Origin of the sequence: Micromonospora sp. NPDC023644 (assembly GCF_040640115.1) — a bacterium.
Taxonomy (GTDB): domain Bacteria; phylum Actinomycetota; class Actinomycetes; order Mycobacteriales; family Micromonosporaceae; genus Micromonospora.
Map to the genome: position 1 here is coordinate 19,773 of NZ_JBFABA010000008.1, position 23,882 is coordinate 43,654.

A 23,882-nucleotide genomic window follows, 5' to 3' on the forward strand; every position below is an offset into this window, starting at 1 on the left:
GGCGACGGGCGCGGCCCCCTCGGGGGTCGCGCCCGTCGCCGTACGCGTCAGGCCCGGGCCATCGCCGGTGCCCCGATGAAGTCCATGATGCTGCGGTTCACCTCGGCCGCGTTCGTCCACGGGGTGCCGTGCGGCGCGCCCTTCAGGGTGACCAGCTGGCTGCCGGGCAGCATCGGCTGCAACCGCTGACCGGTCTTCGGGTACGGCAGCACCGCGTCGGAGTCGCCCTGCACGATCAGCACCGGCACGTCGATCCGGGACACGTCGCCCCGGAAGTCGGTCTGCCAGGCGTCCACGCAGTCGTGGGTGCCCTTCGCGGAGGCGCGGGCGCCGATCTCCCAGTGCGCCCGGAACGCCTCCTCGCTGACCAGCCTGCCCTTGTTCTCCTGGTAGTTGAAGAAGGCCTCGCAGAAGGTGGTGAGGTAGGCGAACCGGTCGTCGACGATGGCCTGCTGGAAGCCCCGGAAGAGGCTCTTGTCGACCCCCTCCGGGTTGTCCGAGGTCTTCAGCAGGAACGGCGCGAGCGGGGCCAGCAGCACCGCCCGGTCCACCCGCTGCGAGCCGTACACGCCCAGGTAGCGGGTCACCTCGCCGGTGCCCATCGAGTGGCCGACCAGGATCGCGTCGCGCAGGTCCAGCTCGGTCATCAGCACGTCGAGATCGGCGGCGAACGTGTCGTAGTCGTACCCGGACGCCGGCTGGGCGGAGTTGCCGAACCCCCGCCGGTCGTACGTGATCGTCCGGTACCCGGCGGCCAGCAGCGGCCCGACCTGCTTCTCCCAGGTCGACCCGCTGAACGGGAAGCCGTGGATCAGCACGATCGGCTGACCGGAGCCGTGGTCCTCGTAGTACAGGTCGATGGGGGCGGAGTTCTCCGTCCCCACGGTGATGAAAGGCATGCGCGTCTCCTGGTCCCGTGACGGTCGGACGCCCGCGCTTTCCCACCCCGCACGCCGTTATGCCCCCGTCGTCGGGGGACGCACCGCGCGGTCGCGGTGCGTCCCCCCGGGTGTCGTCAGGGCCGCACGTAGAAGCTGTACGACGTGCTGTCCGTCCAGGTTCCGTCGGCCAGCCGGCCGCGTACGGTCATCCCGTAGCCGGTCGAGTACGGCGGCGTCCAGGTGACCGTCGCCGTGCCCCCGGTCGCCGGGACGAGGCGGGGCTCGTCCTCACCGACCTGGTACTCGAACTCGACGATGCCGGCGGTGCCCCCGCTGAAGGTGAACCGCCCCGGCTGACCGGCGCCACCGCTCCACTGGCCGGCCGGGTACTCCGTCGAGGCCACCAGCGGCGCGGTGCCCACCAGGAAGACGTACTCGGTGATCGGGGAGAGCGTCCCGTCGCGCAGCCGCTGCCGCACGTGGAGGGTGTTCGTCCCGTTCCGGTCGGGCGTGATGGTCAGGTCCGTGCTGGTGCTGTCGGTCGCGGCGGCCACCGTCTGCTCGGGGCCGTCGTTGATCCGGTAGAGGTACTCCGCGACGTCCCGGTGGAGCTCGGAGTGGAAGCGCTGCCAACCGGGCACGCCGATACCGCCGCTGGGGGACCACGGGCTGTAGTAGCCGTACACGTTGACCTTGTCGCTCTTGACGATGAACGTGTACATCCGGGTCTGTGACGTGGTCCCGTCGGCGCCGTGGCTGGTCACGTCGAGGGTCGTGTAGCCCGAGCGGCCGGGCGTGTACGTCACGCTGGCCGTGCCGTCCGCCGCCGCCGCGTCGACGGTCTGCTCGTCGCCCCCGTCGAACCGGTAGGTGTACCGCTGCACCCCGGGCAGGCCCGGCCGGAAGGCGAACGTGGCCTCCTTGCCGACCCGCCCGTCGCTGGTGTCGCTGTCGTAGGCGGACGACGTCACGACCGGCCCGGTCCACACCTGGAACGGCCAGACGTTCGGCGGGGACAGCTCACCCGAGGCGTACCGGGAGCGGACCGTCACGGACCGCTCGCCGGCGCGCTCCGGGGTCCAGGTCAACCGGGCGGATCCGGACTGCGCCGGCACGGTCCGCTCGGCCTCCCCGTCGAACTGGTAGACGTACTCCGTCACGTCCGGCATCGCCGTGTCGAAGTGGAACTCGATCGGCAGCCCCACCCCGTCGCGGCGCGGCCAGACCACCAGGTCGCCCGAGTAGACGGTGGGCTTGTTGTCGATGACCGAGAACCCGTACGACGTGGCCTGGGAGACCGTGCCGTCGGCGCGCTCGGAACGGACGTTGAGCTGGTACCAGTCGGCCGCGGGCGGGGTCCAGTCCAGGGTCGCCGTGCCGTCCGCCGCAGCGGGCACGCGGGTCTCGTCGTCGTAGTTGAACGAGTAGCGGTACGCCACCACCTCCGTGGTGCGCGGGCGGAGCGTGAACCGCCCCTCCCGGCCCGCCACGCCGTCGCGGTCCCAGGCGAAGTCGGTCGACTCGACGGTCGGCGCGTCGTCGACGTGCACCGTCTGCTGCCGGGCGCCCGAGAGCACGTCGCCCACGTACGCGGAGACCGCCAGCTGGTACTGCCCGTTGGCGGGGAAGGTCACCCGCACAGTCGCGGCGGCGCCCTCGGCCGGCACCCGGACCTCGGCGTCCTCGTTCAGGCGGTAGCCGAAGGAGGTCACCTCGGCGACCGGCGAGCGCATGGTCAGCGTGCTGGGCAGGCCGGGGCCCGCCACGCTCACCTCGACGGACGGCTCGGTGTACCGGACCCAGAACTCGTACTCGCGCGGCGGCGAGATGTTGCCGACGGCGTCCACCGACGAGACGGTCATGGTCATCGGGCCACCCCGCCGGGGGGTCCAGGTGAGGACGGCCGCGGCACCGGGGGCCGGGGCGTCGATCCAGAGGCTGCTGCCGTGGTTGGGGTCGTAGTACCGGTAGCGGACGACGTCCGTGTCGCCGCCGGCGTCGAAGCGGAACCTGCCCGGTACGCCCGGCCCCCCGGAGGGCTGGTCGCCGCCGCCGGCCGGGTACTCCTCGGAACTCACCTGCGGGGCCTGCGCCGGTGCCTGCCGGTCCACCCGCACGTAGCAGGGGGCGGCCCACTCGGAGGTGCCGTCCCCGTCTCCGGCCTGGGCGGTCCAGGCCAGCACGGTGCCGTGCGGATGGCTCGACAGGTCCCACTCCGTGCGGAACTGCTGGCCGCCGCCGTAGCCGGTGCCACCCCGCTCCTGGCGCTGGGCCGGCTGGTCCACCGGCCAGGCGGCGAAGGTGACGTGCGCCCGGTCGTTCTGGTCCGGCTCACTGGCGTTCGCCGCGAAGGTGACCGATCGGCCGACGCCGACCGGGTTGGCGGCGTCGCCGCAGCCCCGGCCCGGGTAGACCGACAGCCCGCCGACGGTGGGCAGGCCGTTGTGCTCGACCGTGAGCGTCGGCCGGTACCAGAACCAGCGGCTGAGCTGGCGGTCGCGCTCGGCCTCCCCGCTCAGGCGCAACTCCAGGTGGAGCGTCGTCTCGCCCCGGGCCAGGGTGGCGCGGACGGTGTCGGCCAGGTCCTGCACGAGGTAGCCGGGGCACTCCCGGCCGGCGCCGGCGCTCATCGTGCCCAGCTTCTCCAGCTCCGCCGGCGGGGTCCTCCAGGAGTTCCCGTCGGTGAACGCGGCGGTACGCCACAACTCGACACCGGTGCTCCTGGTGCAGTCGGTGACCTGCCTCTCGTGGGCGAGGAGGTCGGCGTCGAGCAACTGCCGGCCCTTTAGCCCACCGAGGTCGATGGAGAAGTAGAAGCGGGAGGTGTGCGCGTTCTCCTCGTCGTCCAGCCAGCGGCCGATCGGCGCATCCGTCTGGGCGCCGACGATCGCGCCGTGGGGTCTGGTCGAGTCGGTGTACGCCCAGCTCGACGCCGGGATCTGGCTGTAGTCGTATGCCTGTGCGGCGGTGGGGGCGGCGAGTGCGCCGCCGGTCGCGACGGTCAACGCCACGGTGGCGGCGAGCACCCTTCGACGAAACACAGTGGATGAACCTCCGGATGGCCTCAGCGTGGATCACGCTGGCGGCGGCAACCTTAGCCATCGACGGACCCCCCTGCTGTCCCGAACCGGCGACGAACAGCCGGTGCCGTTCCTCCGTCCGGAGGAGGCCGATCGGTCAGAGCGCGTACGGCAGGTCCACCACGCGGTCGTCGGTGACCTCGGCCGCGGGCGCCCACGTCTCGTAGACGCCCCGCTCCTGGCACTGCGCACCGGTCTCCGCCACCGCGTCCGGGCCGGGCTGCCGCAGGCGCAGGCGCAGCCACCCGGTCTCCTCCCGCAGCACCAGGCAGGGCACGCCCCGCCAGTCGGCCAGCCGCAGCCGGCGGGCCACCCACTCCACCGGGTACCGGGCGGCCCGGGTCATCGCCAGCACCCGGAACCCGCCCGGCAGGTCCGCCACCGCCTCGTACTCGCCGCCGGCGTAGCCGCCGACCAGCCGGGTGGAGCGGGGCGCCTCGCCCGTCGGCACGTACTCCTGGTCGGGGGAGAGGCCCGGCACCGCCGCCAGCAGGTGCCGCCACTGCGGGCCGACCATCCGCAGCCAGCCGCGCTGCTCGGCCTGGTAGGCGTAGAGCACCACCTCCACGCCGTCGGACGGATAGGCGAGCAGGGTGGCGTTCGCCGGCATCGGCAGGTCCGCGAAGTCCCGGGTCACGAACTCCGGGACGAGCTGCCCGCTGCTGGGCACGAAACCCGTGCCGAGCACCGCCCCGCCCAGCCGGTCCCGGGGCGCCAGCGAGGTCAGCCCCCGGTGCGCCGCGCCGACCGGCACGTCGTAGTCGGCCGGGTCGGCGGCCCGCCAGCGCAGCGCGTACGTCACGTCCGCGCCGTCGTGCCCGGCCGTGCCGTCGGTGCGCAGCACGGCCGTCGCCGCCGGCGTACGCAGGTGCGCCACGTCGTGCTCCCGGTGGCAGAAGCCGTGCGGCAGCCACCCGCGCACGTACCCGGCGAGCTGCCGCGCGGAGAGCACCTTCACCATCCGGGTGCCCCGCCGCAGCACCGCCGAGGCGCGGACCGCCGCCAGCGTCGGGTCACCGGCCGCCGCCGGCTGCTGGCTGAGCTGCTGCACGTGCGCCCAGCCCCGCTCCCGGTGCAGCGGCACCAGCAGCGGGGACTCCGCCTCGTCGCCCGGCTCCGCCGTTGGATGCTCGACGGTGACCTCGGTGGCGTGCACGAACCTGCGCCACGGCAGCGCGGTGCCGGGGCGGGGCGCCCAGTCGAAGCCGGGTGCCTCCTCGGCGCTGAACAGTTCGTACGCCGCCCCCCGGGCGATCTCCTCCGCCGGGTACACCACGCCCCCGTACGTCACGCGCGGGCCGTCGCCGCTGGTCCGAGGGGTCATGGTCACGCCGACGACGCTAGGCGCGAGATGTGCCGCCCCGGTGAACAGCCGGTGGCGTCCCCGGAACACGGGCCACCGGCGGTGTGTGATGCTGGCCGCGATGAGCGAGCCCACCGAAACCCGCAAGCAGCGCGCCGCCCGCCGGGCCGGGGAGTTCCCGCCCGTGCCCGAGCCGCTGCCCCGCCCCGTGCTGGACAGCCACACCCACCTCGACATCACCGTCAGCGAGGCCGGCGTGCCCCCGCGGGCGGACGGGGACCCGGGCGGCGGGCCCGCCGAGGACCCGGTCGCCGTGGCCGTGGCCGTCGCCGCCTCGGTGGGCGTCGACCGGCTGGTGCAGGTCGGGGTGGACGTCGCCTCCTCCCGCTGGGGGGCGGACGTCGCCGACACCCACCCGGCCGTGCTGGCCACCGTGGCGCTGCACCCGAACGAGGCCCCCCGCCTGCCCGACCTGGACGAGGCGCTGCGCGAGGTCGAGGCGCTCGCCGCCCGGGACCGGGTGCGCGGGATCGGCGAGACCGGCATGGACTTCTTCCGCACCGGCGAGGAGGGGCGCGCCGTGCAGGAGGAGAGCTTCCGGGCGCACATCGCCATCGCCAAGCGGTACGGCAAGGCGCTGGTCGTCCACGACCGGGACGCGCACGCCGACGTGCTCCGGATCCTCGACGACGAGGGCGCGCCGGACACGGTGGTGCTGCACTGCTTCTCCGGCGACGCCGACTTCGCCCGCGAGTGCGTCCGCCGGGGCTACCTGCTCAGCTTCGCCGGCACGGTCACCTTCGGCAGCGCCAGCGCGCTGCGGGAGGCCGCCGCGCTGACCCCGGTCGAGCAGATCCTGGTGGAGACCGACGCGCCCTACCTGACCCCGATGCCGCACCGGGGCCGGCCGAACGCGTCGTACCTGATCCCGCTGACCGTACGGTCGCTGGCCGAGACGACCGGCACGGACCTGGACCGGCTCTGCGCCGCCATCTCCGCCACCGGCGACCGCGTCTTCGGCCCGTGGTGAGCGGGCGGGCCCCTGGCGCGCGCACCCCGGCAGCCGCCCGCATAGGCTACGGGGCGTGACCGGTCTCCTCGGCCCGGCGGAGATCCGGGAACTGGCCGCCCGGCTGGGCGTCACCCCCACCAAGAGGCTCGGCCAGAACTTCGTGCACGACCCGAACACCGTGCGGCGCATCGTCACCGCCGCCGGGCTGGCCCCGGACGACGTGGCGCTGGAGGTCGGCCCTGGCCTCGGCTCCCTCACCCTCGCCCTGCTCCCGGCCGCCGCGCACGTGCACGCCGTGGAACTCGACCCGACGCTCGCCGGCGCGCTGCCGGACACCGCCGCCCGGCACGCCGGGCCCGACGCCGCGCGGCTGAGCGTGCACCACGCCGACGCGCTGCGCGTGCGCGCCGCCGAGCTGGCCGACCCGGCGCCGACCGCGCTGGTGGCGAACCTGCCCTACAACGTGGCCGTGCCGGTGGTGCTGCACCTGCTCGCCGAGCTGCCCAGCCTGCGGCACGGGCTGGTGATGGTGCAGAAGGAGGTCGCCGACCGGCTCGTCGCCGGCCCCGGCTCCAAGGTGTACGGCGTGCCGTCGGTCAAGCTCGCCTGGTACGCCTCGGCCCGCGCCGCCGGCAAGGTCCCGCCGAACGTCTTCTGGCCGGTGCCGAACGTCGACTCCGGGCTGGTCGCCTTCGCCCGTCGCGAGCCGCCCCGCGCCGACGTACCCCGGGAACGGGTCTTCGCCGTGGTGGACGCGGCGTTCGCGCAGCGCCGCAAGACCCTGCGCGCCGCGCTGGCCGGCTGGGCCGGCGGCGCGGACCGGGCCGCCGCGGCGCTCACCGCCGCCGGCGTCGACCCCGGCGCGCGCGGGGAGTCACTCACCGTCGAGCAGTTCGCCGCCATCGCCGCGTCGGCTCCGGCCGCCCCACCCGCCGCGCAGTAGGCTGACGCCCGTGACCGAGGCCTGGGGACCGGACGACGAGGACGAGCAGCGGCGGCGCGGAGCCAGCGGACCGGTGCGGGTCCGGGTGCCCGCCAAGGTCAACCTGCACCTCGGGGTGGGGCCGCTGCGCCGCGACGGCTACCACGAGCTGAACACCGTCTACCACGCGATCTCCATCCACGACGAGCTGACCGCCCGTCGGGGCGACACGCTCACCCTGACCATGGAGGGCGAGGGCGCCGGCGAGCTGGCGCTGGACGACACCAACCTGGCCATCCGGGCGGCCCACGCCCTCGCCGGCTACGCCGGGGTGCCGCCGCACGCCCGGCTGCACCTGCGCAAGCAGATCCCGCTGGCCGGCGGGCTTGCCGGGGGCAGCGCCGACGCGGCCGCGGCGCTGGTCGCCTGCGACGCGCTCTGGGGGACGGGGCTGTCCCGCGACGAGCTGGCCCGGATCGCCGCCGACCTCGGCTCCGACGTGCCGTTCCTGATCCACGGCGGCACCGCCCTCGGCACCGGCCGGGGCGAGACGGTCAGCCCCGTGCTGGCCCGCCCCACCACCTGGCACTGGGTGGTGGCCGTCGCCGACGGCGGCCTCTCCACCCCGGCCGCCTACCGGGAACTGGACCGGCTCCGCGACGCCGGCACCGCCGGTGAGCCGCTGGGCAGCACCGACGCGCTCTTCGCCGCGCTGCGCCAGCGCGACCCGCGGGTGCTCGCCGAGACGCTCGGCAACGATCTCCAGGACGCCGCGCTGGCCATGCGCCCGTCGCTGGCGGAGACGCTGAAGGCCGGCGAGGCGGCCGGCGCGCTGGCCGGCATCGTCTCCGGTTCGGGGCCGACCTGCGTCTTCCTCGCCGCGGACGCCGCCGACGCCGAGCGGATCGCCGCGGAGCTGGCCACCGCCGACGTGTGCCGCGAGGCGCGCACCGCCCACGGCCCGGTCCCCGGCGCGCGGATCGCCTGACCGGGCGAGCCGCCTTCGCGCCACCGGAGGCCCCCGGCCCGCCGAGCGGGCGGCCCGGGTCCGTCGACCGGACGCCCTGGCCCGGAGGGCTGCCGGCGCCCGGCCCGCTGACCTGGAACAAGCCGGCCGCCCCGCCGGTTGACCCGCGGTACGCCCGGCTCCGGCCGGGAGGGGCCCCGGCGCCCGCGTACGCTGGGAGGCTCAGGCGTCCCAGGTGCCGACCGGCACCGGGACGCCTTGATCATGGGAGGTGAGGTCGTGGCCAACATCGTCAACCTGGACCGGGTGTCCAAGGGCTACGGGGCCGCCGGGCCGCTGCTCACCGACGTCTCGCTCGGCCTGGACGACGCCGACCGGATCGGCGTGGTCGGCCTCAACGGCGCGGGCAAGTCCACCCTGCTGCGGCTGCTCACCCGGATCGAGGAACCGGACGACGGGCGCGTCACCCACCGCCGCGACCTGCGGGTCGCCTGGCTGCCGCAGACCCTCCAGCTCGCCCCCGAGGCCACCGTCCGGGACGTGGTGCTCGGCACCGCCTGGCTCGGCGAGAGCATGGGCGCCGAGCACGAGTGGGCCGGCGACGCCGGCGTCCGGGCCATCCTCGACGGCCTCGGCATGCCCCACCTCGGCCTCGACCAGCCCGTCGGCCCGATGTCCGGCGGCGAGCGGCGGCGGGTCGCGCTGGCCGCGCTGCTGGTCCGCGAGTCCGACCTGCTCATCCTCGACGAGCCCACCAACCACCTCGACGTCGGTGGCGTCGACTGGCTGGCGAAGCACCTCGTCGGCCGCAGGGGCGCACTGGTCGTGGTCACCCACGACCGGTGGTTCCTCGACGCGGTCTGCACCACCACCTGGGAGGTCGCCGACCAGACCGTCCGGGCGTACGAGGGTGGCTTCGCCGCCTGGACCCTCGCCCGGGTCGAGCGTGAGCGGGTAGCCGCGGCCACCGAGGCCCGCCGGCAGAACCTGCTCCGCAAGGAGATCGCCTGGCTGCGGCGCGGGCCGCCCGCCCGCACCTCCAAGCCGCGCTTCCGCATCGACGCCGCCAACGCCCTCATCGCCGACGTCCCGCCGGCCCGCGACACCATGTCGCTGCAACGGCTCGCCACCGCCCGGCTCGGCAAGCAGGTGTACGACCTGGCGCAGGTCACCCTGCACGCCGGCCCGAAGGAGATCCTGCGCGACGTCACCTGGCAGGTCGGCCCGGGCGACCGGATCGCCGTCCTCGGCCGCAACGGGGCGGGCAAGACCACCCTGCTGCGGATGCTGGCCGGCATCACCCGCCCCGACGGCGGGCGCTTCGCCACCGGCTCCACCGTCCGGCCGGCCTTCCTCTCCCAGGAGCTGGCCGAGCTGCCCGGTCACCTGCGCGTGCTCGAAGCGGTGGAGGAGGTCGCCCGGCGGGTGCAGCTCGGCGACCGGGAGGTCTCCGCCGCCCAGCTCGCCGAGGTCTTCGGCTTCGACGACCGGCGGCTCTGGACGCCGGTCAGCGACCTCTCGGGCGGCGAGCGCCGCCGGTTGCAGATGCTCCGGCTGCTCGCCGGGGAGCCGAACGTGCTCCTGTTCGACGAGCCCACCAACGACCTGGACACCGACACCCTCGCCGCGCTGGAGGACCTGCTCGACTCCTGGCCCGGCACCATCATCGTGGCCAGCCACGACCGGTACCTCATCGAACGCGTCACCGACGTCGCGTACGGCATGTTCGGCGACGGCCGGCTGGTGCACCTGCCCGGCGGCGTCGACGAGTACCTCGCCCGGGCCGCCGGCCGGCCCGGGCCCGCCATGCCGGAGGTCACCCCCACCGCCGGCGCCGACACCCCCGCCGCGACCGGCATGTCCGCCGCCGAGGCGCGGCAGGCCCGCAAGGAACTGGCCCGGCTGGAACGGCAGGTCGCCAAGCTGGAGCAGAAGGAGGCGACGCTGCTCGACCAGCTCGCCGCGCACGCCACCGACTACGCCAAGGTCGCCGAGCTCGACGCCCAGCTCAAGGAGCTGCGGGCCGAGCGGGAGCGGACCGAGGAGTCCTGGCTGGCCCTGGCCGACGAGATCCCGGCGGTCTGAGCCGCCACGTGGTCGCGGCGCCGCACCGGAGGCCCCCGTGTGCGGCGTCACATCCCGGCGTGCGGGACAATCGTCGGCGACCCCTCACCCGAACGGCGTTGGAGACTCAGACATGGCCCACACCCCCGTCAACCACCCCGCGCGGCCGGTCTACCGGGCGATCGGCGGGCTGACCGGTCTGTACCTGGTGGCCTTCGGCGTGCTCGGCATCATCGCGAGCGCCGGCAACGAGGTCCTCGCCCAGGATGACACCCAGGTCCTCGGCCAGGGCACGAACCTCGGCTTCTCGCTGCTCAGCGCCCTGCTGGGGGCCGCGGTGCTGGCCGGCACCGCGATCGGCCGCAACATCGACGTCATGATCAACCAGTGGCTGTCGTACGCCATCATGGTGCTCAGCCTCGCCGGTCTGGCCTTCATCCAGACCGAGGCCAACATCTTCAACTTCAGCATCTTCACCGTCATCGCGCTGATGGTGGTCGGCCTGGTCCTGCTGATGGTCGGCATGTACGGCAAGGTCGGCACCGAGAAGGAGCAGGAGGCCTGGCAGCAGGCCCGCCTCGTGCTCTGATCTCCTCTGCTGCTGGGTTTCGCCGGAGCCCGACCCGCTCCGGGCGGTCAGGCTCGATCCCTGCGCGGGTCGGGCTCCGGCGAAACCCCTCGTGGTCCCGCTCCAGCCCGGCCCTGCGGCCCGGTGGGTGGGACCTTCTTCGTTCCGTCCGTTGTCGGGTGCGCCTTTGGCGGTTCGGCGGACAGTCGGCTCCTACCGGGGGACAATCGGGGCGAATGTCCTACTCGGGCGGAGGGGTCATGCCGCACTTTCCCGTGAACCATCCGGCGCGGTCGGTCTACCGGGTCCTCGCCGGCCTGGTGGGGCTCTACATCCTGGTCTTCGGCGTCTGGGGCGTCGTCCTGACGTGGGGCGACCCGCTCTTCGACCGGGGCGACAACTGGGCCCTCGGGCTCCGCACCAACCTGGCCTTCTCGCTGGCCTCCGTCGCCTTCGGGGTCGTGCTCATCATCGGGGCGTCGCGGCGCGGCAACCTCGGCCACTACATGAACCTGACAGCCGGCGTCGTCTTCCTGGTCACCAGCCTCCTCATGATGTCCGTGCTCCAGACGGAGGCCAACTTCCTCAACTTCTCGATGTCCACGGTCATCGTGTCGATGCTCTTCGGCCTGCTCCTGCTCGGCACCGGCCTGTACGACAAGGTCGGCACCGACGAGCACGCCGAGGAGGAGCGGCGGCGCCGGCACCACCCGGTCTCCGAGGCCCACAGCCGCTGACCCGACGCCGGGGTCAGCGGCCCCGCACCGTGATCAGGCTCGGCTTCGCCTCCAGGTGCGACAGCCCGCTCCAGGCCAGGTTGACCAGGTGCGCGGCCACCGTCTCCTTGCGCGGCTTGCGCACCTCCAGCCACCAGCGGCCGGTCAGCGCCACCATCCCCACCAGCGCCTGCGAGTAGAGTTCGGCCAGCTTCGGGTCGTAGCCCCGGCTGGAGAACTCGGCGCCCAGGATGTGCTCCACCTGGTGCGCCACGTCGTTCATCACGCTGCTGAAGTTGCCCGCGGGCGACAGCACCGGCGACTCGCGCACCAGCACCCGGAAGCCGCTGGTCTCCTCCTCGATGTAGGTCAGCAGGGCCAGCGCCGCCTGCTCCAGCAACTCTCGGGGGTGCCCGGCGGTCAGGGCCGTGGTGATCCGGTCCAGCAGGGCCCGGACCTCCCGGTCCACCACCACCGCGTAGAGCCCCTCCTTGCCGCCGAAGTGCTCGTAGACCACCGGCTTGGAGACCTTCGCGCGCGCCGCCACCTCCTCGATGGAGGTGGCGTCGAAGCCGCGCTCGGCGAAGATCTGCCGGGCGATCGAGATCAGCTGCTCCCGACGCTGGGCCGCCGACATGCGTACGCGTGAGGAGGGCTTGGGGGCTGCGGCGGGAACCGCCCGCCGCCGGCCGGTCGAGCCGTCGCTGCCAGGGACATCCGCCATGTTCTCGTCACTCCGCCGGCGCTCGGTGACGCCCTGTCGTCCGATGGTGCCGCCGCCGCGCTGGGTCACGTCGCCCCCTCGCCGGTCGTCGGTCGGGTGGCGCCGCCGCCCCCCTGCGACCGTATTCGCGGCGGGCCCCGCACCCATGTCGCCGGGCCGCCCGGCGCCGCGCCCGCTTCGCTCGGTCACCCGGCCATACTGCCAGGCGACCCCCGCGCCCACCGCCCGCTCTACCGCCCGGGGGCCGGCCCGACGAGCTTCGCCGCGATGCGCTCGGGCTTCGGCCAGCGCACGTCCCACGCCGCGCCGACCTTCTCGAACAGCCAGATCACCCGGGCCGAGATGTCGACCTGGCCGCGCAGTACGCCGTGCCGGGCGCTGGTCGGGTCGGCGTGGTGCAGGTTGTGCCAGCTCTCGCCGAACGACACGATCGCCAGCGGCCAGAAGTTCGACGCGCGGTCGCCCTGGCGCATCGCGAACGGCCGCTCCCCGTAGACGTGGCAGACGGAGTTGATGGACCAGGTCACGTGGTGCAGGAGCGCGATGCGCACCAGGCCGGCCCAGAAGAGGGCGGACAGCGCCCCCCGCCACGACCAGGTGAGCAGGCCGCCCATCAGCGCGGGACCAAGCACCGAGACCACCACCAGCAGCGGAAAGAGCCGGTCCACCCGGTTGATGTCCCGGTCGGCGAGCAGGTCCGGGGCGAACCGCTTCCGGTTGGACAGTTCGCGGCCGAAGAGCCAGCCGACGTGCGCGTGGAACAGGCCCTTGGTCAGGCCGCGGACGCTCTCCCCGAACCGCCACGGCGAGTGTGGGTCGCCCTCCAGGTCGGAGAAGGCGTGGTGGCGCCGGTGGTCGGCCACCCACTGGATGATCTCGCCCTGCACGGCCAGCGAACCGGAGACCGCCAGCGCGATCCGCAGCCAGCGCTTCGCCTTGAACGACCCGTGCGTGAAGTACCGGTGGTAGCCGACCGTGATGCCCAGCCCGGAGACCACGTACCAGAACCCGGCGACGGCCACGTCGGTCCAGCTCAGCCAGCCGCCCCAGGCCACCGGTACGGCGGCGACGAGGGCCAGGAAGGGGATCACCACGAACGCCCAGAGGGCGATCAGGATGCCCCGGGACTGGGTGCCCTGGGTGAGGGGCTTCGGGCCGGCCGTCGGGTCGAGGGATGTGGCGGACATGGCACCTCGCAGAGGGACGCGATGATCACGAAGTTACGCCTACGTCACCGTAACTTAGGTTCCCGGGGCGCGCATGGGACAGCGTCGGGGATGAATGCCCGAGCTGTCGTACCTGCGTTCCGATCTGCTGCCCATGACCGCCTCAGCATCCACGAGACGGCCGACCTCGACGCGGTGCTGAAATGGTGGGTGCGGAGACTCGATCTGCCGCCCGAGCGTTTCCAGCGCGCCAGCCTCAAGAAACACCGTGCGGCCACGGTGCGACGCAACGTCGGGGACGACTATCGTGGCTGCCTGGAGATCACCGTGCCGCGCAGCCGCGAGCTCTACTGGCGGATCGAAGGTATGATCACCGAGCTGTTCCAGACCGTCGGGCGACGCGAACCGAATTTACGGTAAGCAAAGCTTGACATTTTATGGGGTGTGGGGTAATGGCAACCCGCAGGCCTTTGGAGCCTTGAGCTCCTGGTTCGAATCCAGGCACCCCAGCTCACACCGCATCTCCCGGCATTCGTGTGGCCGTGCCGAACGGCGGCTCGCCGTCTGGTTAGCATGGCCGCGAGACTGTTCGCCGTCCCGACGGGAGCCCGTGTCGTGTCCCAGCCCCACCTCCGCACCGTTGTCGTGCTCGCCGCCGGTGAGGGCAAGCGGATGAAGTCGGCACTGCCCAAGGTGCTGCACCCGCTGCTCGGCCGCACCCTCGTCGGTCACGTGCTCGCCGCCGCCGCGCCGCTGGCCGCGGACCGCACGGTGGTCGTGGTGGGGCACGGCGCCGACCAGGTTCGCGCGCACCTCGCGGAGATCGCCCCCGACGCCACCCCGGTGCTGCAGGCCGAGCAGCTCGGCACCGGGCACGCCGTCCGGATCGCGCTGGACGCCGCGCCGGAGGCCACCGGCACCGTGGTCGTCATCAACGGCGACGTGCCGCTGCTCCGCCCGGAGACGGTGGCCGCGCTGGTGGAGGCGCACGAGGGCGCGAGGGCGGCGGCGACCGTGCTCGCCGCCGAGGTGCCCGACCCGACCGGCCTGGGCCGGATCGTGCGCGACGCCGACGGGCGGCTCGAGCAGATCGTCGAGGAGCGCGACGCCACCGCGGCGCAGCGGGCGATCCGGGAGATCAACGCCGGCATCTACGCGTTCGACGCCGCCCGGCTGCGCGCCGCGCTGGGCAAGCTGTCGACCGACAACGACCAGGGCGAGGAGTACCTGACCGACGTCTTCGCCCTGCTGGGCTCAGCCGGTGAGCCGGTGGCGGTGCACGTGGCGGCGGACCACGTGGAGACGCTGGGCTGCAACGACCGGGTCGAGCTGGCCACGCTGCGCCGGCTGCTGCGCGACCGGGTCAACGAGGCCTGGATGCGCACCGGGGTCAGCCTGCTCGACCCGGACACCACCTGGATCGACGTGACGGTCGCCCTGGACCGCGACGCCGTGGTCGACCAGAACACCCAGCTGCGCGGCGGCACGGTGGTCGGCACGGGCGCGGTGGTCGGGCCGGACGTGACGCTGATCGACACCGTCGTCGGCGCGGGTGCCACGGTGCTGCGCAGCCACGCGGTGGGCGCGGAGGTCGGCCCGGGCGCCAGCGTCGGGCCGTACGCGTACCTGCGGCCGGACGCCCGGCTGGCCGAGAAGGCCAAGGTCGGCACGTTCGTCGAGGTGAAGAACTCGGAGGTGGGCGCGGGCGCGAAGGTGCCGCACCTGTCGTACGTGGGCGACGCGACGATCGGCGCGAAGGCGAACATCGGTGCGGCGACGATCTTCGTGAACTACGACGGGGTGAACAAGCACCGCACCACGGTCGGCGAGGCCGCGTTCATCGGCTGCGACACCAGCCTCATCGCGCCCGTCGAGGTGGGCGCCGGGGCGTACGTGGCGGCGGGCAGCGCGATCACGCAGGACGTGCCGCCGGGTGCGCTCGGGGTGACCCGCGCGCCGCAGCGCAGCATCGACGGCTGGGTGGCCCGCAAACGGGCCGGCACGGCCTCCGCCGAGGCGGCGGCGCGCGCCCAGGCGGCCGATGAGGATGCGTCGGCGCCGGGATCCCGGGCAAGTGAAGGTGAGGCAATCCACGGGGATGCCGAGCCGGTCGGATCGGCGTCGGGCGCGGGGGATACTGCAACCGAATAGTCCCCGGCCCACCACCACCGCCGGGTACCACCGACCAACGGGAGCAGACGGGCCCATGGGCAGCATCGTCGCCGAAAACCGCAAGAGCCTGATGCTTTTTTCCGGACGTGGCTTTCCGGAGTTGGCCAAGGAGATCGGTGAGGTGCTCGGCGTCGCGCCGACGCCGGCCGACGCGTACGAGTTCGCCAACGGTGAGATCTTCGTACGGTTCAAGGACTCGGTGCGCGGTTCGGACGCCTTCGTGGTCCAGTCCGTCACGCACGGGGTCAACACGTGGGTCATGGAGACCCTCATCATGATCGACGCGCTGAAGCGCGGTTCGGCCAAGCGGATCACCGTGGTGCTGCCGTTCTACCCGTACGCCCGGCAGGACAAGAAGCACCGCGGCCGGGAGCCGATCTCGGCCCGGCTGGTGGCGGACCTGCTGAAGACGGCCGGGGCGAACCGGATCCTCACCGTCGACCTGCACACCGCGCAGATCCAGGGCTTCTTCGACGGCCCCGTCGACCACCTCTTCGCGATGGACATCCTCGCCGAGTACGTCGAGCACAAGTACGCCGGCCGCCCGATGACGGTGGTCGCGCCGGACTCGGGCCGGGTGCGGGTGGCCGAGCGGTGGACGGACCGGCTGGGTGGCTGCCCGCTGGCGTTCATCCACAAGACCCGGGACCCGCTGAAGCCGAACCAGGTGGTGGCGAACCGGGTGGTCGGTGAGGTCGAGGGGCGGGTCTGCCTGGTCGTCGACGACATGATCGACACGGGCGGCACGATCTGCAAGGCGGCGGACATCCTGCGGGAGTCCGGCGCGGCCGACGTGATCGTCGCCTCGACCCACGCGCTGCTCTCCGACCCGGCGACCGAGCGGCTGAAGAACAGCCCGATCAGCGAGGTCGTGGTGACCAACACGCTGCCGCTGCCGCCCGAGAAGCAGCTCGACAAGATCACCGTGCTGTCGATCGCGCCGCTGCTGGCGCGGGCGATCCGCGAGGTCTTCGACGACGGGTCGGTGACCACCCTCTTCGGTGGCCTGAGCTGACCGTCCGACGCCGGGCCGGGTGCGACGCCGCCGCCCCCGGTCCGGCGTCGGCCGCCGCGCAGCGTTCGCGGGCGGGTGCCGGCGGGCGGGTCCATATCGCCGTGCGGGCCTGCGGGAACGGTGATAAGGGGACTGCCGGAGAGCGCGGAATCAGCTCGGGTAGACTGGTGCGGTTGCCACGGCGAGGGTGCCCGGCGGGCCGCTGAAAAGCGCCGCACGGAGGCACCGTCATCGACGCGGTGCTCCGGGCAGTCGTTCTCGACGCATGAGCCCCAGCGAGCCCCTCGCCCCAGCACCGCCAGACGACAAGCCGCCGCAGCGAAAGCATCAGGAGTTTCCCCGTGTCCGAGGTAAAGATCAGCGCCGAGCCCCGTACCGAGTTCGGCAAGGGTGGTGCCCGTCGTACCCGCCGGGCCGGCAAGGTGCCCGCCGTGCTGTACGGCCACGGCGAGAAGCCCAAGCACATCGCGCTGCCGTCCCGTGAGTTCGCCGCGGCGATCCGCAAGGGCGGTGCCAACCAGCTCTTCGCGATCGAGGTCAGCGACGGCACCCAGGTGCTGGCGCTGCCGAAGGCGATCCAGCGTGACCCGCTCAAGGACACCTTCGAGCACGTGGACCTGCTGCTGGTCCGCCGGGGCGAGAAGGTCACCGTCGACGTCCCGGTCCAGCTGACCGGCGAGGCCGCGAGGGACACCCTGATCGTCCACGACCACGACACCCTGTCGGTCACCGCCGACGCCACCAAGGTGCCGGACCACCTGGAGGCCTCGATCGAGGGCATGGCGGCCGGCACCCAGGTCACCGCCGGTGACGTGCAGCTGCCGGCCGGCGTCGAGCTGGCCGCCGACGCGGACCAGACCGTCGCCTCGGTGACGGCCGCGCCGACCGCCGAGCAGCTCGAGGCCACCCTCCCCGAGGTCGAGGAGGCCGCCGAGGAGGCCGAGGCCGGTGTCGGCGAGGAGACCGCCGAGGGCGCCGAGGCTCCGGCCGCCGAGGGCGACGAGAACGCCGAGGCGAAGACCGAGGCCTGACCGGTTCGCTTCGTTGCGACAGGCGTCCCCGCGCGGTCGGGGGCGCCTGTCGGCGTATCGGTGTCCGGGCGAACGGGTGACGGCGAGCAGCGGGAGGGGCGGGGCGTGACGGACGAGACGGGGCCGTGGCTGGTGGTCGGCCTGGGCAACCCGGGTCGGGAGTACGCCGGCAACCGGCACAACGTCGGCTTCATGGTGGCCGACCTGCTGGCGGGCCGGCTCGGGGCGAGATTCGGCCGGCACAAGCGGGCGGTGGCGGAGGTCGCCGAGGGGCGGCTCGGGTTCGGCGGGCCGAAGCTGGTGCTGGTCAAGCCGCTGACGTACATGAACCTCTCCGGGGGGCCGGTGGCCGGCCTGGCCCAGTTCCACAAGGTGCCGCCGGGCCGGGTGGTCGCGGTGCACGACGAGCTGGACATCGGCTACGGCCAGGTGCGGGTGAAGTGCGGCGGCGGCGAGGGCGGGCACAACGGCCTGCGGTCGATGTCGAAGTCGCTGGGCACGAAGGAGTACGTCCGGGTGCGGTTCGGCATCGGCCGGCCGCCGGGGCGGCAGGACCCGGCGGACTACGTACTGTCGGATTTCGGCGCGACCGAGCGCAAGGAGCTGGAGTTCCTGGTGGACCGGGCCGCGGATGTGGTGGAGTCGGTGATCACCAGGGGCGTGGAGCCGACGCAGAACCTCTACCACGGGGTGTGAGCGCCGGGTCGGGCGCCGGGGGCCGGTAGTCTTCGCCTTTCGGCGCGCGACCGTCGGGGCGGTCGTCGGCGGCGGGGCGTGCCGGGCACGGAGCGTGGCGAGGCGACGGGAGCAGGAGTCATGGGCAGTCCTCCGATGATCGACGGCGCTTTCGCCCGGTGGCTGGCGGCCCGGGCCGGTCAGGCGCTGCTCGACCTGCGGTCCGAGATGGGCTTCGCCGACGCGGGGGCGTTGCGGTCGGCGGGCGACAAGGTCTCGCACGACCTGATCCGCACCGAGCTGGCGAAGTGGCGCCCGGGCGACGCGGTCCTCTCCGAGGAGGACGAGGGCTCGCGGCTGGCGTGGGCGGCAGAGGTGAACGCCGAGGCGGTGTCCCGGCTGGCCGCCGACCGGGTGTGGATCATCGACCCGCTGGACGGCACCCGGGAGTTCTCCGAGGAGGGCCGTTCGGACTGGGCGGTGCACGTGGCGCTCTGGTCGCGCACCGCGCCGACGCCGCACGGCCTGGTCGCGGGGGCGGTCGGGCTGCCTGCGCAGCAGCGGGTGCTGGGCACGGACTATCCGCCGGCGTACCCGCCGATGACGGTGGAGGCGACGGCGGCGGGTGGCGGTCGGACGATCCGCCTGGCGGCGAGCCGGAGCCGGCCGCCGGTGTTCCTGACCGACCTGGCGGAGGACGTGGGGGCGCACCTGGTGCCGATGGGCTCGGCCGGGGCGAAGATCGCCGCGGTGGTCACCGGCGAGGTCGACGCCTACATCCACGCGGGTGGCCAGTACGAGTGGGACTCGGCGGCGCCGGTCGCTGTGGCGACGGCCACCGGGCTGCACGCTTCCCGGATCGACGGTTCTGCGCTGAGATACAACGAGGCGGATCCGCGCCTGCCGGACCTGCTGGTCTGCCGCGAGGATCTCGCCAGTCGGTTGCTTGCAGCGTTGCAGCGTCATTCCGGGTAGCCTGATCGGCACTTCTTGGCATGCCCGACCGGAAAGGTCTGGAATACGATGAGCGGATTCGAGCGAAGCGAGCCCGTGTCATGACCGCCCCCGCCGCCTACCAGGTGTCGCACCTCGACGCGTTGGAGGCCGAGAGCATCTTCGTGATGCGCGAGGTGGTCGCCGAGATGGAGCGGCCGGTGCTGCTCTTCTCGGGAGGCAAGGACTCGATCGTGATGCTCCGGCTGGCCCAGAAGGCGTTCGCCCCGGCCAACATCCCGTTCCCGGTCATGCACGTGGACACCGGGCACAACTTCCCCGAGGTCCTGGAGTACCGGGACCAGCGGGTTGCCGAGCTGGGGCTGCACCTGGTGGTGGCGAGCGTGCCGGAGGCGCTGGCCAGCGGGCTGGTGCGCGAGTCGGGCGACGGGATGCGCAACCGGATCCAGACGCCGGTGCTGCTGGACGCGGTGGAGAAGCACCGGTTCGACGCGCTCTTCGGCGGCGCCCGCCGCGACGAGGAGAAGGCCCGCGCCAAGGAGCGGGTGTTCAGCTTCCGCGACGAGTTCGGCCAGTGGGACCCGAAGAACCAGCGCCCGGAGCTGTGGGCGCTCTACAACGGCCGCCACCACCCGGGCGAGTCGATCCGGGTCTTCCCGCTGTCCAACTGGACCGAGCTGGACGTCTGGCACTACATCGCCCGCGAGCGCATCGCCCTGCCGTCGATCTACTACGCGCACGAGCGCGAGGTCGTCGAGCGTGACGGGATGCTCTACGCGGTGAACGAGTTCTTCCGTCCCCGCGCGGGCGAGGACCGGTTCAAGGCGCGGGTGCGCTACCGGACGGTGGGCGACGCGTCCTGCACGGCGGCGGTCCGTTCCGACGCCGACACGGTCGAGAAGGTCATCGAGGAGGTCGCCGCCACCCGGATCACCGAGCGCGGCGCGACCCGCGGCGACGACCGGGTCAGCGAGGCCGCCATGGAGGACCGCAAGCGGGAGGGCTACTTCTGATGACCACCGAGACCGTCGCGCCGGACGGTGCGGACAGCCGGGCTGCTGCCACCGAGACGCCCGGCCGGCCGATGGACCTGCTGCGCTTCGCCACCGCCGGCAGCGTCGACGACGGCAAGTCGACCCTGATCGGCCGGCTGCTCTACGACACGAAGTCGCTCTTCACCGACCAGCTCGCCGCCGTCGAGGCGGTCAGCGCCGCCCGGGGCGACGAGTACACGAACCTGGCGCTGCTCACCGACGGCCTGCGCGCCGAGCGCGAGCAGGGCATCACCATCGACGTGGCGTACCGCTACTTCGCCACCCCCCGGCGGAAGTTCATCATCGCGGACACCCCGGGGCACATCCAGTACACCCGGAACATGGTCACCGGGGCGTCGACGGCCGACCTGGCGCTGATCCTGGTGGACGCCCGCAAGGGCCTGGTCGAGCAGTCCCGCCGGCACGCGTTCCTCTGCTCGCTGCTGCGGGTGCCGCACCTGGTCCTCTGCGTCAACAAGATGGACCTGGTCGACTTCTCGCAGGAGGTCTTCGAGCGGATCGCTGACGAGTTCACCGCGTTCGCCGCGAAGCTCGACGTGCCCGACCTGACGGTGGTGCCGGTCTCCGCGCTGCGCGGCGACAACATCGTCTCCCGGTCGGAGAACATGCCCTGGTACGAGGGCCCGTCGCTGCTGCACCACCTGGAGCGGGTGCACATCGCCAGCGACCGCAACCTGGTCGACGTCCGGTTCCCGGTGCAGTACGTGATCCGCCCGCAGTCGACCACCGTCACCGACTACCGGGGCTACGCCGGCCAGGTCGCCTCCGGCGTGCTCAAGCCGGGCGACGAGGTGATGGTGCTGCCGTCCGGGTTCACCAGCCGGATCTCCGCCGTGGAGACCGCCGACGGGCCGGTCGCGGAGGCGTTCCCGCCGATGTCGGTGACCGTACGCCTGGAAGACGAGATCGACATCTCCCGGGGCGACATGATCTGCCGTCCGAACAACGCCCCGGCGGTGTCCCAGGACATCGAGGCGATGGTGTGCTGGATGGACGAGACCCGTCCGCTCCAGGTCGGCGGCAGGTACGCCATCAAGCACACCACCCGCTCCGCGCGGGCGATCGTGCGCGGGCTGCACTACCGGCTGGACATCAACTCGCTGCACCGCGACGAGTCCGCGGGCGAGCTGGCGCTCAACGAGATCGGCCGGGTGCGGCTGCGGACCACCGTGCCGCTGCTCGCGGACGAGTACCGCCGCAACCGCACCACCGGCGGCTTCGTGATCATCGACGAGTCCACGAACCGTACGGTCGGCGCGGGGATGATCGTCGAGGCACAGTGACCCCCACGGTGGGCGGGTGCCCGCCCACCGTGGTCAGTCCAGCCGGGTCGCGCCGGGGCCGGGCAGGACGCTGACGTGGCCGGGCGCGGCGAAGCCCCGCTCGGCGTAGGCGGCCGTGACGGCGTCGGCGACCGCGTCGCCCCGCTCCGCGTCGACGAGGGCGAGCACGCAGCCGCCGAAGCCGCCGCCGGTCATCCGGGCGCCGAGCGCCCCGGCGGCCAGGGCCGCCTCGACGGCCGTGTCGATCTCCGGGACGGTGATCTCGAAGTCGTCGCGCATCGAGGCGTGCGAGGCGGTCAGCAGTGGGCCGATCTCGCGTACGCGGCCGGCGCGCAGCAGCGCGACCGTGTCGAGCACCCGCTGGTTCTCGGTGACGACGTGCCGCACCCGGCGGCGGGTCTCGTCCTCGTCGAGTCGGGCCAGGGCGTCGGCCAGCCCGTCGGCCGCGACGTCGCGCAGCGCGGCGACGCCGAGCAGCCCGGCCGCCCGCTCGCAGGACGCGCGGCGGGCGGCGTACTCGCCGTCGGCGTGCCGGTGCGGGGCCCGGCTGTCGACGACCAGCACGGCGAGGCCGGCGGCGTCCAGGTCGAACGGGACCTGCTCGACGGACTCGTCGCGGCAGTCCAGGAAGAGCGCGTGCCCGGCGCGGCAACGGATCACCGCCGACTGGTCCATGATGCCGGTCGGCGCGCCCACGTAGTCGTTCTCGGCGCGCTGGGCCAGCCGGGGCCGCCGCTCGGCGGGCAGGTCCAGCCCGCCCAGGTCGACCAGGGCGGCCAGCACGGCGGCCTCCAGCGCGGCCGAGGAGGACAGCCCCGCGCCCAGCGGCACGTCGGAGGCGATCGCCAGGCGCGCGCCGGGCACCGCGTGTCCCGCCTCGCGCAGCGCCCAGACGACCCCGGCGACGTACGCGCCCCAGCCGGCGACCCGGCCGGCCCCGGCGACGTCGTCGGCGCCGAAGGCGACCGTCTCGCGGGTGAGCTCGGAGCAGACCGTCCAGGTGTCGCCGGGCTGCGGGGCGGCGGCCACCACCGTGCGCAGCGGCAGGGCGAAGGGGAGCACGAAGCCGTCGTTGTAGTCGGTGTGCTCGCCGATGAGGTTGGCCCGGCCGGGAGCCGCCCAGCGGCCCGCGGGCGGCTCGCCGTACGCCGAACGGAAGGCGGCGGTGGCGCGGGCCGCGACGTCGTCGGTCACCGCGACCCCACCACGTGCGTGCGGTAGAAGGCCCAGGCGTCGGCGACGATGGCGGGCAGGGTCGGCTTCTGCGGCACCCAGCCCAGCTCGTCGCGCGCCAGCGCGGACGACGCGACCAGCTCGGCGGGGTCGCCCTCGCGGCGCGGCGCCACCTCGACCGGCACGGGGTGCCCGGTGACCTCGCGGACCACGTCGACCACCTGCCGGTTGGTGAAGCCGTTGCCGTTGCCCAGGTTGTAGATCCGGTGCTGCCCGGCGGTCGCCGCGCCGAGCGCCAGCAGGTGGGCGCGGGCCAGGTCGGCGACGTGGATGTAGTCGCGCACGCAGGTGCCGTCGACGGTCGGGTAGTCGTCGCCGAAGAGCTGGAGCTTCTCCCGCCGGCCGGCGGCCACCTCCAGCGCGATCGGGATCAGGTGCGTCTCGGGGTCGTGCCGCTCGCCGAGCGCGACGTCGCCGTCGAGGTAGGCGCCGGCCACGTTGAAGTAGCGCAGCGAGACGGCGGCCAGGCCGTGCCCGATCGCCTCCGAGGTGAGGGCCATGTCGACGGCGAGCTTGGTGGCGCCGTACGTGTTGGTGGGGGCCTTGACCGCGCTCTCCGGGATCGGCAGCTCGGTCGGGTTGCCGTAGACGGCGGCGGTGGAGGAGAAGACGAGGCGGGGCACGCCGGCGGCCCGGACGGCGTCGATCAGGGCGATCGAGCTGACCGTGTTGCCGTGCCAGTAGAGCTCGGGCCTGGTCATCGACTCGCCAGCGGCGATCAGCGCGGCGAAGTGCAGCACCCCGTCGAAGCCCGCGTCCGGGGTGAGCACCCGTGCGGCCTCGTGGACGGGCGCGTCGACGTACGTCGCGTCGGGGGCGAGCGCCTCCCGGTGGCCGGTGCGCAGGTCGTCGAGGACCACCACCTCGTGGCCGGCGTCGAGCAGCATCCGGGTCACCACGCTGCCGATGAAGCCGGCGCCGCCGGTGACGAGCAGTTTCACGTCGGTCTCCTCCTGCCTGGCCGCCCGGTCACGGCCCGTGTCGTGATCACCCTACGGCCGGTCGCCCGGTGGCCGCCCTCCGTCGGCGACCTTGCCATTCCATCATGATTCCCCAACTTC

Annotated in this window: 21 protein-coding genes and 1 tRNA gene; 15 read left to right on the forward strand and 7 right to left on the reverse strand. The window is 73.4% G+C overall.

The window, feature by feature from the left end; genetic code table 11:
* Positions 1-47 precede the first annotated feature (47 nt).
* The 3 genes from AB0G08_RS08890 to AB0G08_RS08900 form a co-directional block, all read right to left on the reverse strand.
* Positions 48-899, reverse strand: a complete 852-nt coding sequence (locus tag AB0G08_RS08890) for an alpha/beta hydrolase (protein ID WP_358085204.1) — start codon at positions 897-899, stop codon at positions 48-50.
* Positions 900-1,015: 116 nt separating this feature from the next.
* On the reverse strand, positions 1,016-3,907 hold the full coding sequence (locus AB0G08_RS08895; RefSeq protein WP_358085208.1) for a hypothetical protein: 2,892 nt from the start codon (positions 3,905-3,907) through the stop codon (positions 1,016-1,018).
* Between the two features lie 151 nt (positions 3,908-4,058).
* Positions 4,059-5,285 (reverse strand): hypothetical protein, encoded by a 1,227-nt coding sequence (locus AB0G08_RS08900; protein WP_358085581.1) that lies wholly within the window; start codon positions 5,283-5,285, stop codon positions 4,059-4,061.
* Between the two features lie 88 nt (positions 5,286-5,373).
* On the opposite strand from AB0G08_RS08900, the gene AB0G08_RS08905 reads away from it, so the two are divergent.
* The 6 genes from AB0G08_RS08905 to AB0G08_RS08930 all read left to right on the forward strand — a co-directional run bounded on the left by AB0G08_RS08905 (position 5,374) and on the right by AB0G08_RS08930 (position 11,534).
* Positions 5,374-6,294 (forward strand): TatD family hydrolase, encoded by a 921-nt coding sequence (locus AB0G08_RS08905; protein ID WP_358085211.1) that lies wholly within the window; start codon positions 5,374-5,376, stop codon positions 6,292-6,294.
* A 55-nt stretch (positions 6,295-6,349) separates the two neighbouring features.
* Complete coding sequence (rsmA, locus tag AB0G08_RS08910) at positions 6,350-7,219, forward strand: 16S rRNA (adenine(1518)-N(6)/adenine(1519)-N(6))-dimethyltransferase RsmA (protein ID WP_358085214.1); 870 nt, start codon at positions 6,350-6,352, stop codon at positions 7,217-7,219.
* Positions 7,220-7,229: 10 nt separating this feature from the next.
* A complete protein-coding gene (locus tag AB0G08_RS08915; protein WP_358085217.1) occupies positions 7,230-8,186 on the forward strand; it encodes a 4-(cytidine 5'-diphospho)-2-C-methyl-D-erythritol kinase in 957 nt (318 codons plus the stop codon).
* A gap of 258 nt (positions 8,187-8,444) precedes the next feature.
* A complete protein-coding gene (locus AB0G08_RS08920) occupies positions 8,445-10,250 on the forward strand; it encodes an ABC-F family ATP-binding cassette domain-containing protein (protein WP_358085220.1) in 1,806 nt (601 codons plus the stop codon).
* 112 nt (positions 10,251-10,362) lie between these two features.
* Positions 10,363-10,818 carry a DUF4383 domain-containing protein gene (locus tag AB0G08_RS08925; protein ID WP_358085224.1) on the forward strand — a complete coding sequence of 152 codons (456 nt, stop codon included), beginning with the start codon at positions 10,363-10,365 and terminating at the stop codon, positions 10,816-10,818.
* Positions 10,819-11,057: 239 nt separating this feature from the next.
* Positions 11,058-11,534: a DUF4383 domain-containing protein gene (locus AB0G08_RS08930; protein WP_358085227.1), complete on the forward strand. Its 477-nt coding sequence runs from the start codon at positions 11,058-11,060 to the stop codon at positions 11,532-11,534.
* Between the two features lie 13 nt (positions 11,535-11,547).
* Here AB0G08_RS08930 and AB0G08_RS08935 read toward each other — a convergent pair whose 3' ends face one another.
* Positions 11,548-12,237: a TetR/AcrR family transcriptional regulator gene (locus tag AB0G08_RS08935; RefSeq protein ID WP_358085583.1), complete on the reverse strand. Its 690-nt coding sequence runs from the start codon at positions 12,235-12,237 to the stop codon at positions 11,548-11,550.
* Positions 12,238-12,467: 230 nt separating this feature from the next.
* A complete protein-coding gene (locus AB0G08_RS08940; protein ID WP_358085230.1) occupies positions 12,468-13,424 on the reverse strand; it encodes an acyl-CoA desaturase in 957 nt (318 codons plus the stop codon).
* Between the two features lie 90 nt (positions 13,425-13,514).
* Between AB0G08_RS08940 and AB0G08_RS08945 the strand changes: the two genes are divergently transcribed.
* The 9 genes from AB0G08_RS08945 (at position 13,515) to cysN (ending at position 21,588) form a co-directional block, all read left to right on the forward strand.
* On the forward strand, positions 13,515-13,823 hold the full coding sequence (locus AB0G08_RS08945) for a hypothetical protein (RefSeq protein WP_358085233.1): 309 nt from the start codon (positions 13,515-13,517) through the stop codon (positions 13,821-13,823).
* 18 nt (positions 13,824-13,841) lie between these two features.
* Positions 13,842-13,913: transfer RNA gene (locus tag AB0G08_RS08950), tRNA-Gln, on the forward strand.
* Positions 13,914-13,976: 63 nt separating this feature from the next.
* Positions 13,977-15,554: a bifunctional UDP-N-acetylglucosamine diphosphorylase/glucosamine-1-phosphate N-acetyltransferase GlmU gene (gene glmU, locus AB0G08_RS08955; RefSeq protein ID WP_358085236.1), complete on the forward strand. Its 1,578-nt coding sequence runs from the start codon at positions 13,977-13,979 to the stop codon at positions 15,552-15,554.
* Positions 15,555-15,609: 55 nt separating this feature from the next.
* The gene (locus tag AB0G08_RS08960) at positions 15,610-16,590 is read left to right on the forward strand and encodes a ribose-phosphate diphosphokinase (protein WP_357870128.1); all 981 of its coding nucleotides are present in this window, start codon (positions 15,610-15,612) and stop codon (positions 16,588-16,590) included.
* A 341-nt stretch (positions 16,591-16,931) separates the two neighbouring features.
* Positions 16,932-17,621, forward strand: coding sequence for a 50S ribosomal protein L25/general stress protein Ctc (locus tag AB0G08_RS08965; RefSeq protein ID WP_358085239.1), 690 nt, complete (start codon positions 16,932-16,934; stop codon positions 17,619-17,621).
* Between the two features lie 105 nt (positions 17,622-17,726).
* Positions 17,727-18,317: an aminoacyl-tRNA hydrolase gene (gene pth, locus AB0G08_RS08970; protein WP_358085242.1), complete on the forward strand. Its 591-nt coding sequence runs from the start codon at positions 17,727-17,729 to the stop codon at positions 18,315-18,317.
* 120 nt (positions 18,318-18,437) lie between these two features.
* Positions 18,438-19,271, forward strand: coding sequence for an inositol monophosphatase family protein (locus tag AB0G08_RS08975; RefSeq protein WP_358085244.1), 834 nt, complete (start codon positions 18,438-18,440; stop codon positions 19,269-19,271).
* 80 nt (positions 19,272-19,351) lie between these two features.
* Complete coding sequence (gene cysD / locus AB0G08_RS08980) at positions 19,352-20,263, forward strand: sulfate adenylyltransferase subunit CysD (protein ID WP_358085247.1); 912 nt, start codon at positions 19,352-19,354, stop codon at positions 20,261-20,263.
* Positions 20,263-21,588, forward strand: coding sequence for a sulfate adenylyltransferase subunit CysN (gene cysN, locus AB0G08_RS08985; protein ID WP_358085251.1), 1,326 nt, complete (start codon positions 20,263-20,265; stop codon positions 21,586-21,588). The genes cysD and cysN overlap by 1 nt, the downstream gene beginning before the upstream one ends.
* A gap of 33 nt (positions 21,589-21,621) precedes the next feature.
* Here the strand turns inward: cysN and galK are convergent, their stop codons facing one another.
* Positions 21,622-22,782 carry a galactokinase gene (galK, locus tag AB0G08_RS08990; RefSeq protein WP_358085255.1) on the reverse strand — a complete coding sequence of 387 codons (1,161 nt, stop codon included), beginning with the start codon at positions 22,780-22,782 and terminating at the stop codon, positions 21,622-21,624.
* The gene (gene galE, locus AB0G08_RS08995) at positions 22,779-23,762 is read right to left on the reverse strand and encodes a UDP-glucose 4-epimerase GalE (RefSeq protein WP_358085258.1); all 984 of its coding nucleotides are present in this window, start codon (positions 23,760-23,762) and stop codon (positions 22,779-22,781) included. Before galE ends, galK begins: the two co-directional genes overlap by 4 nt.
* Positions 23,763-23,882: the final 120 nt, after the last annotated feature.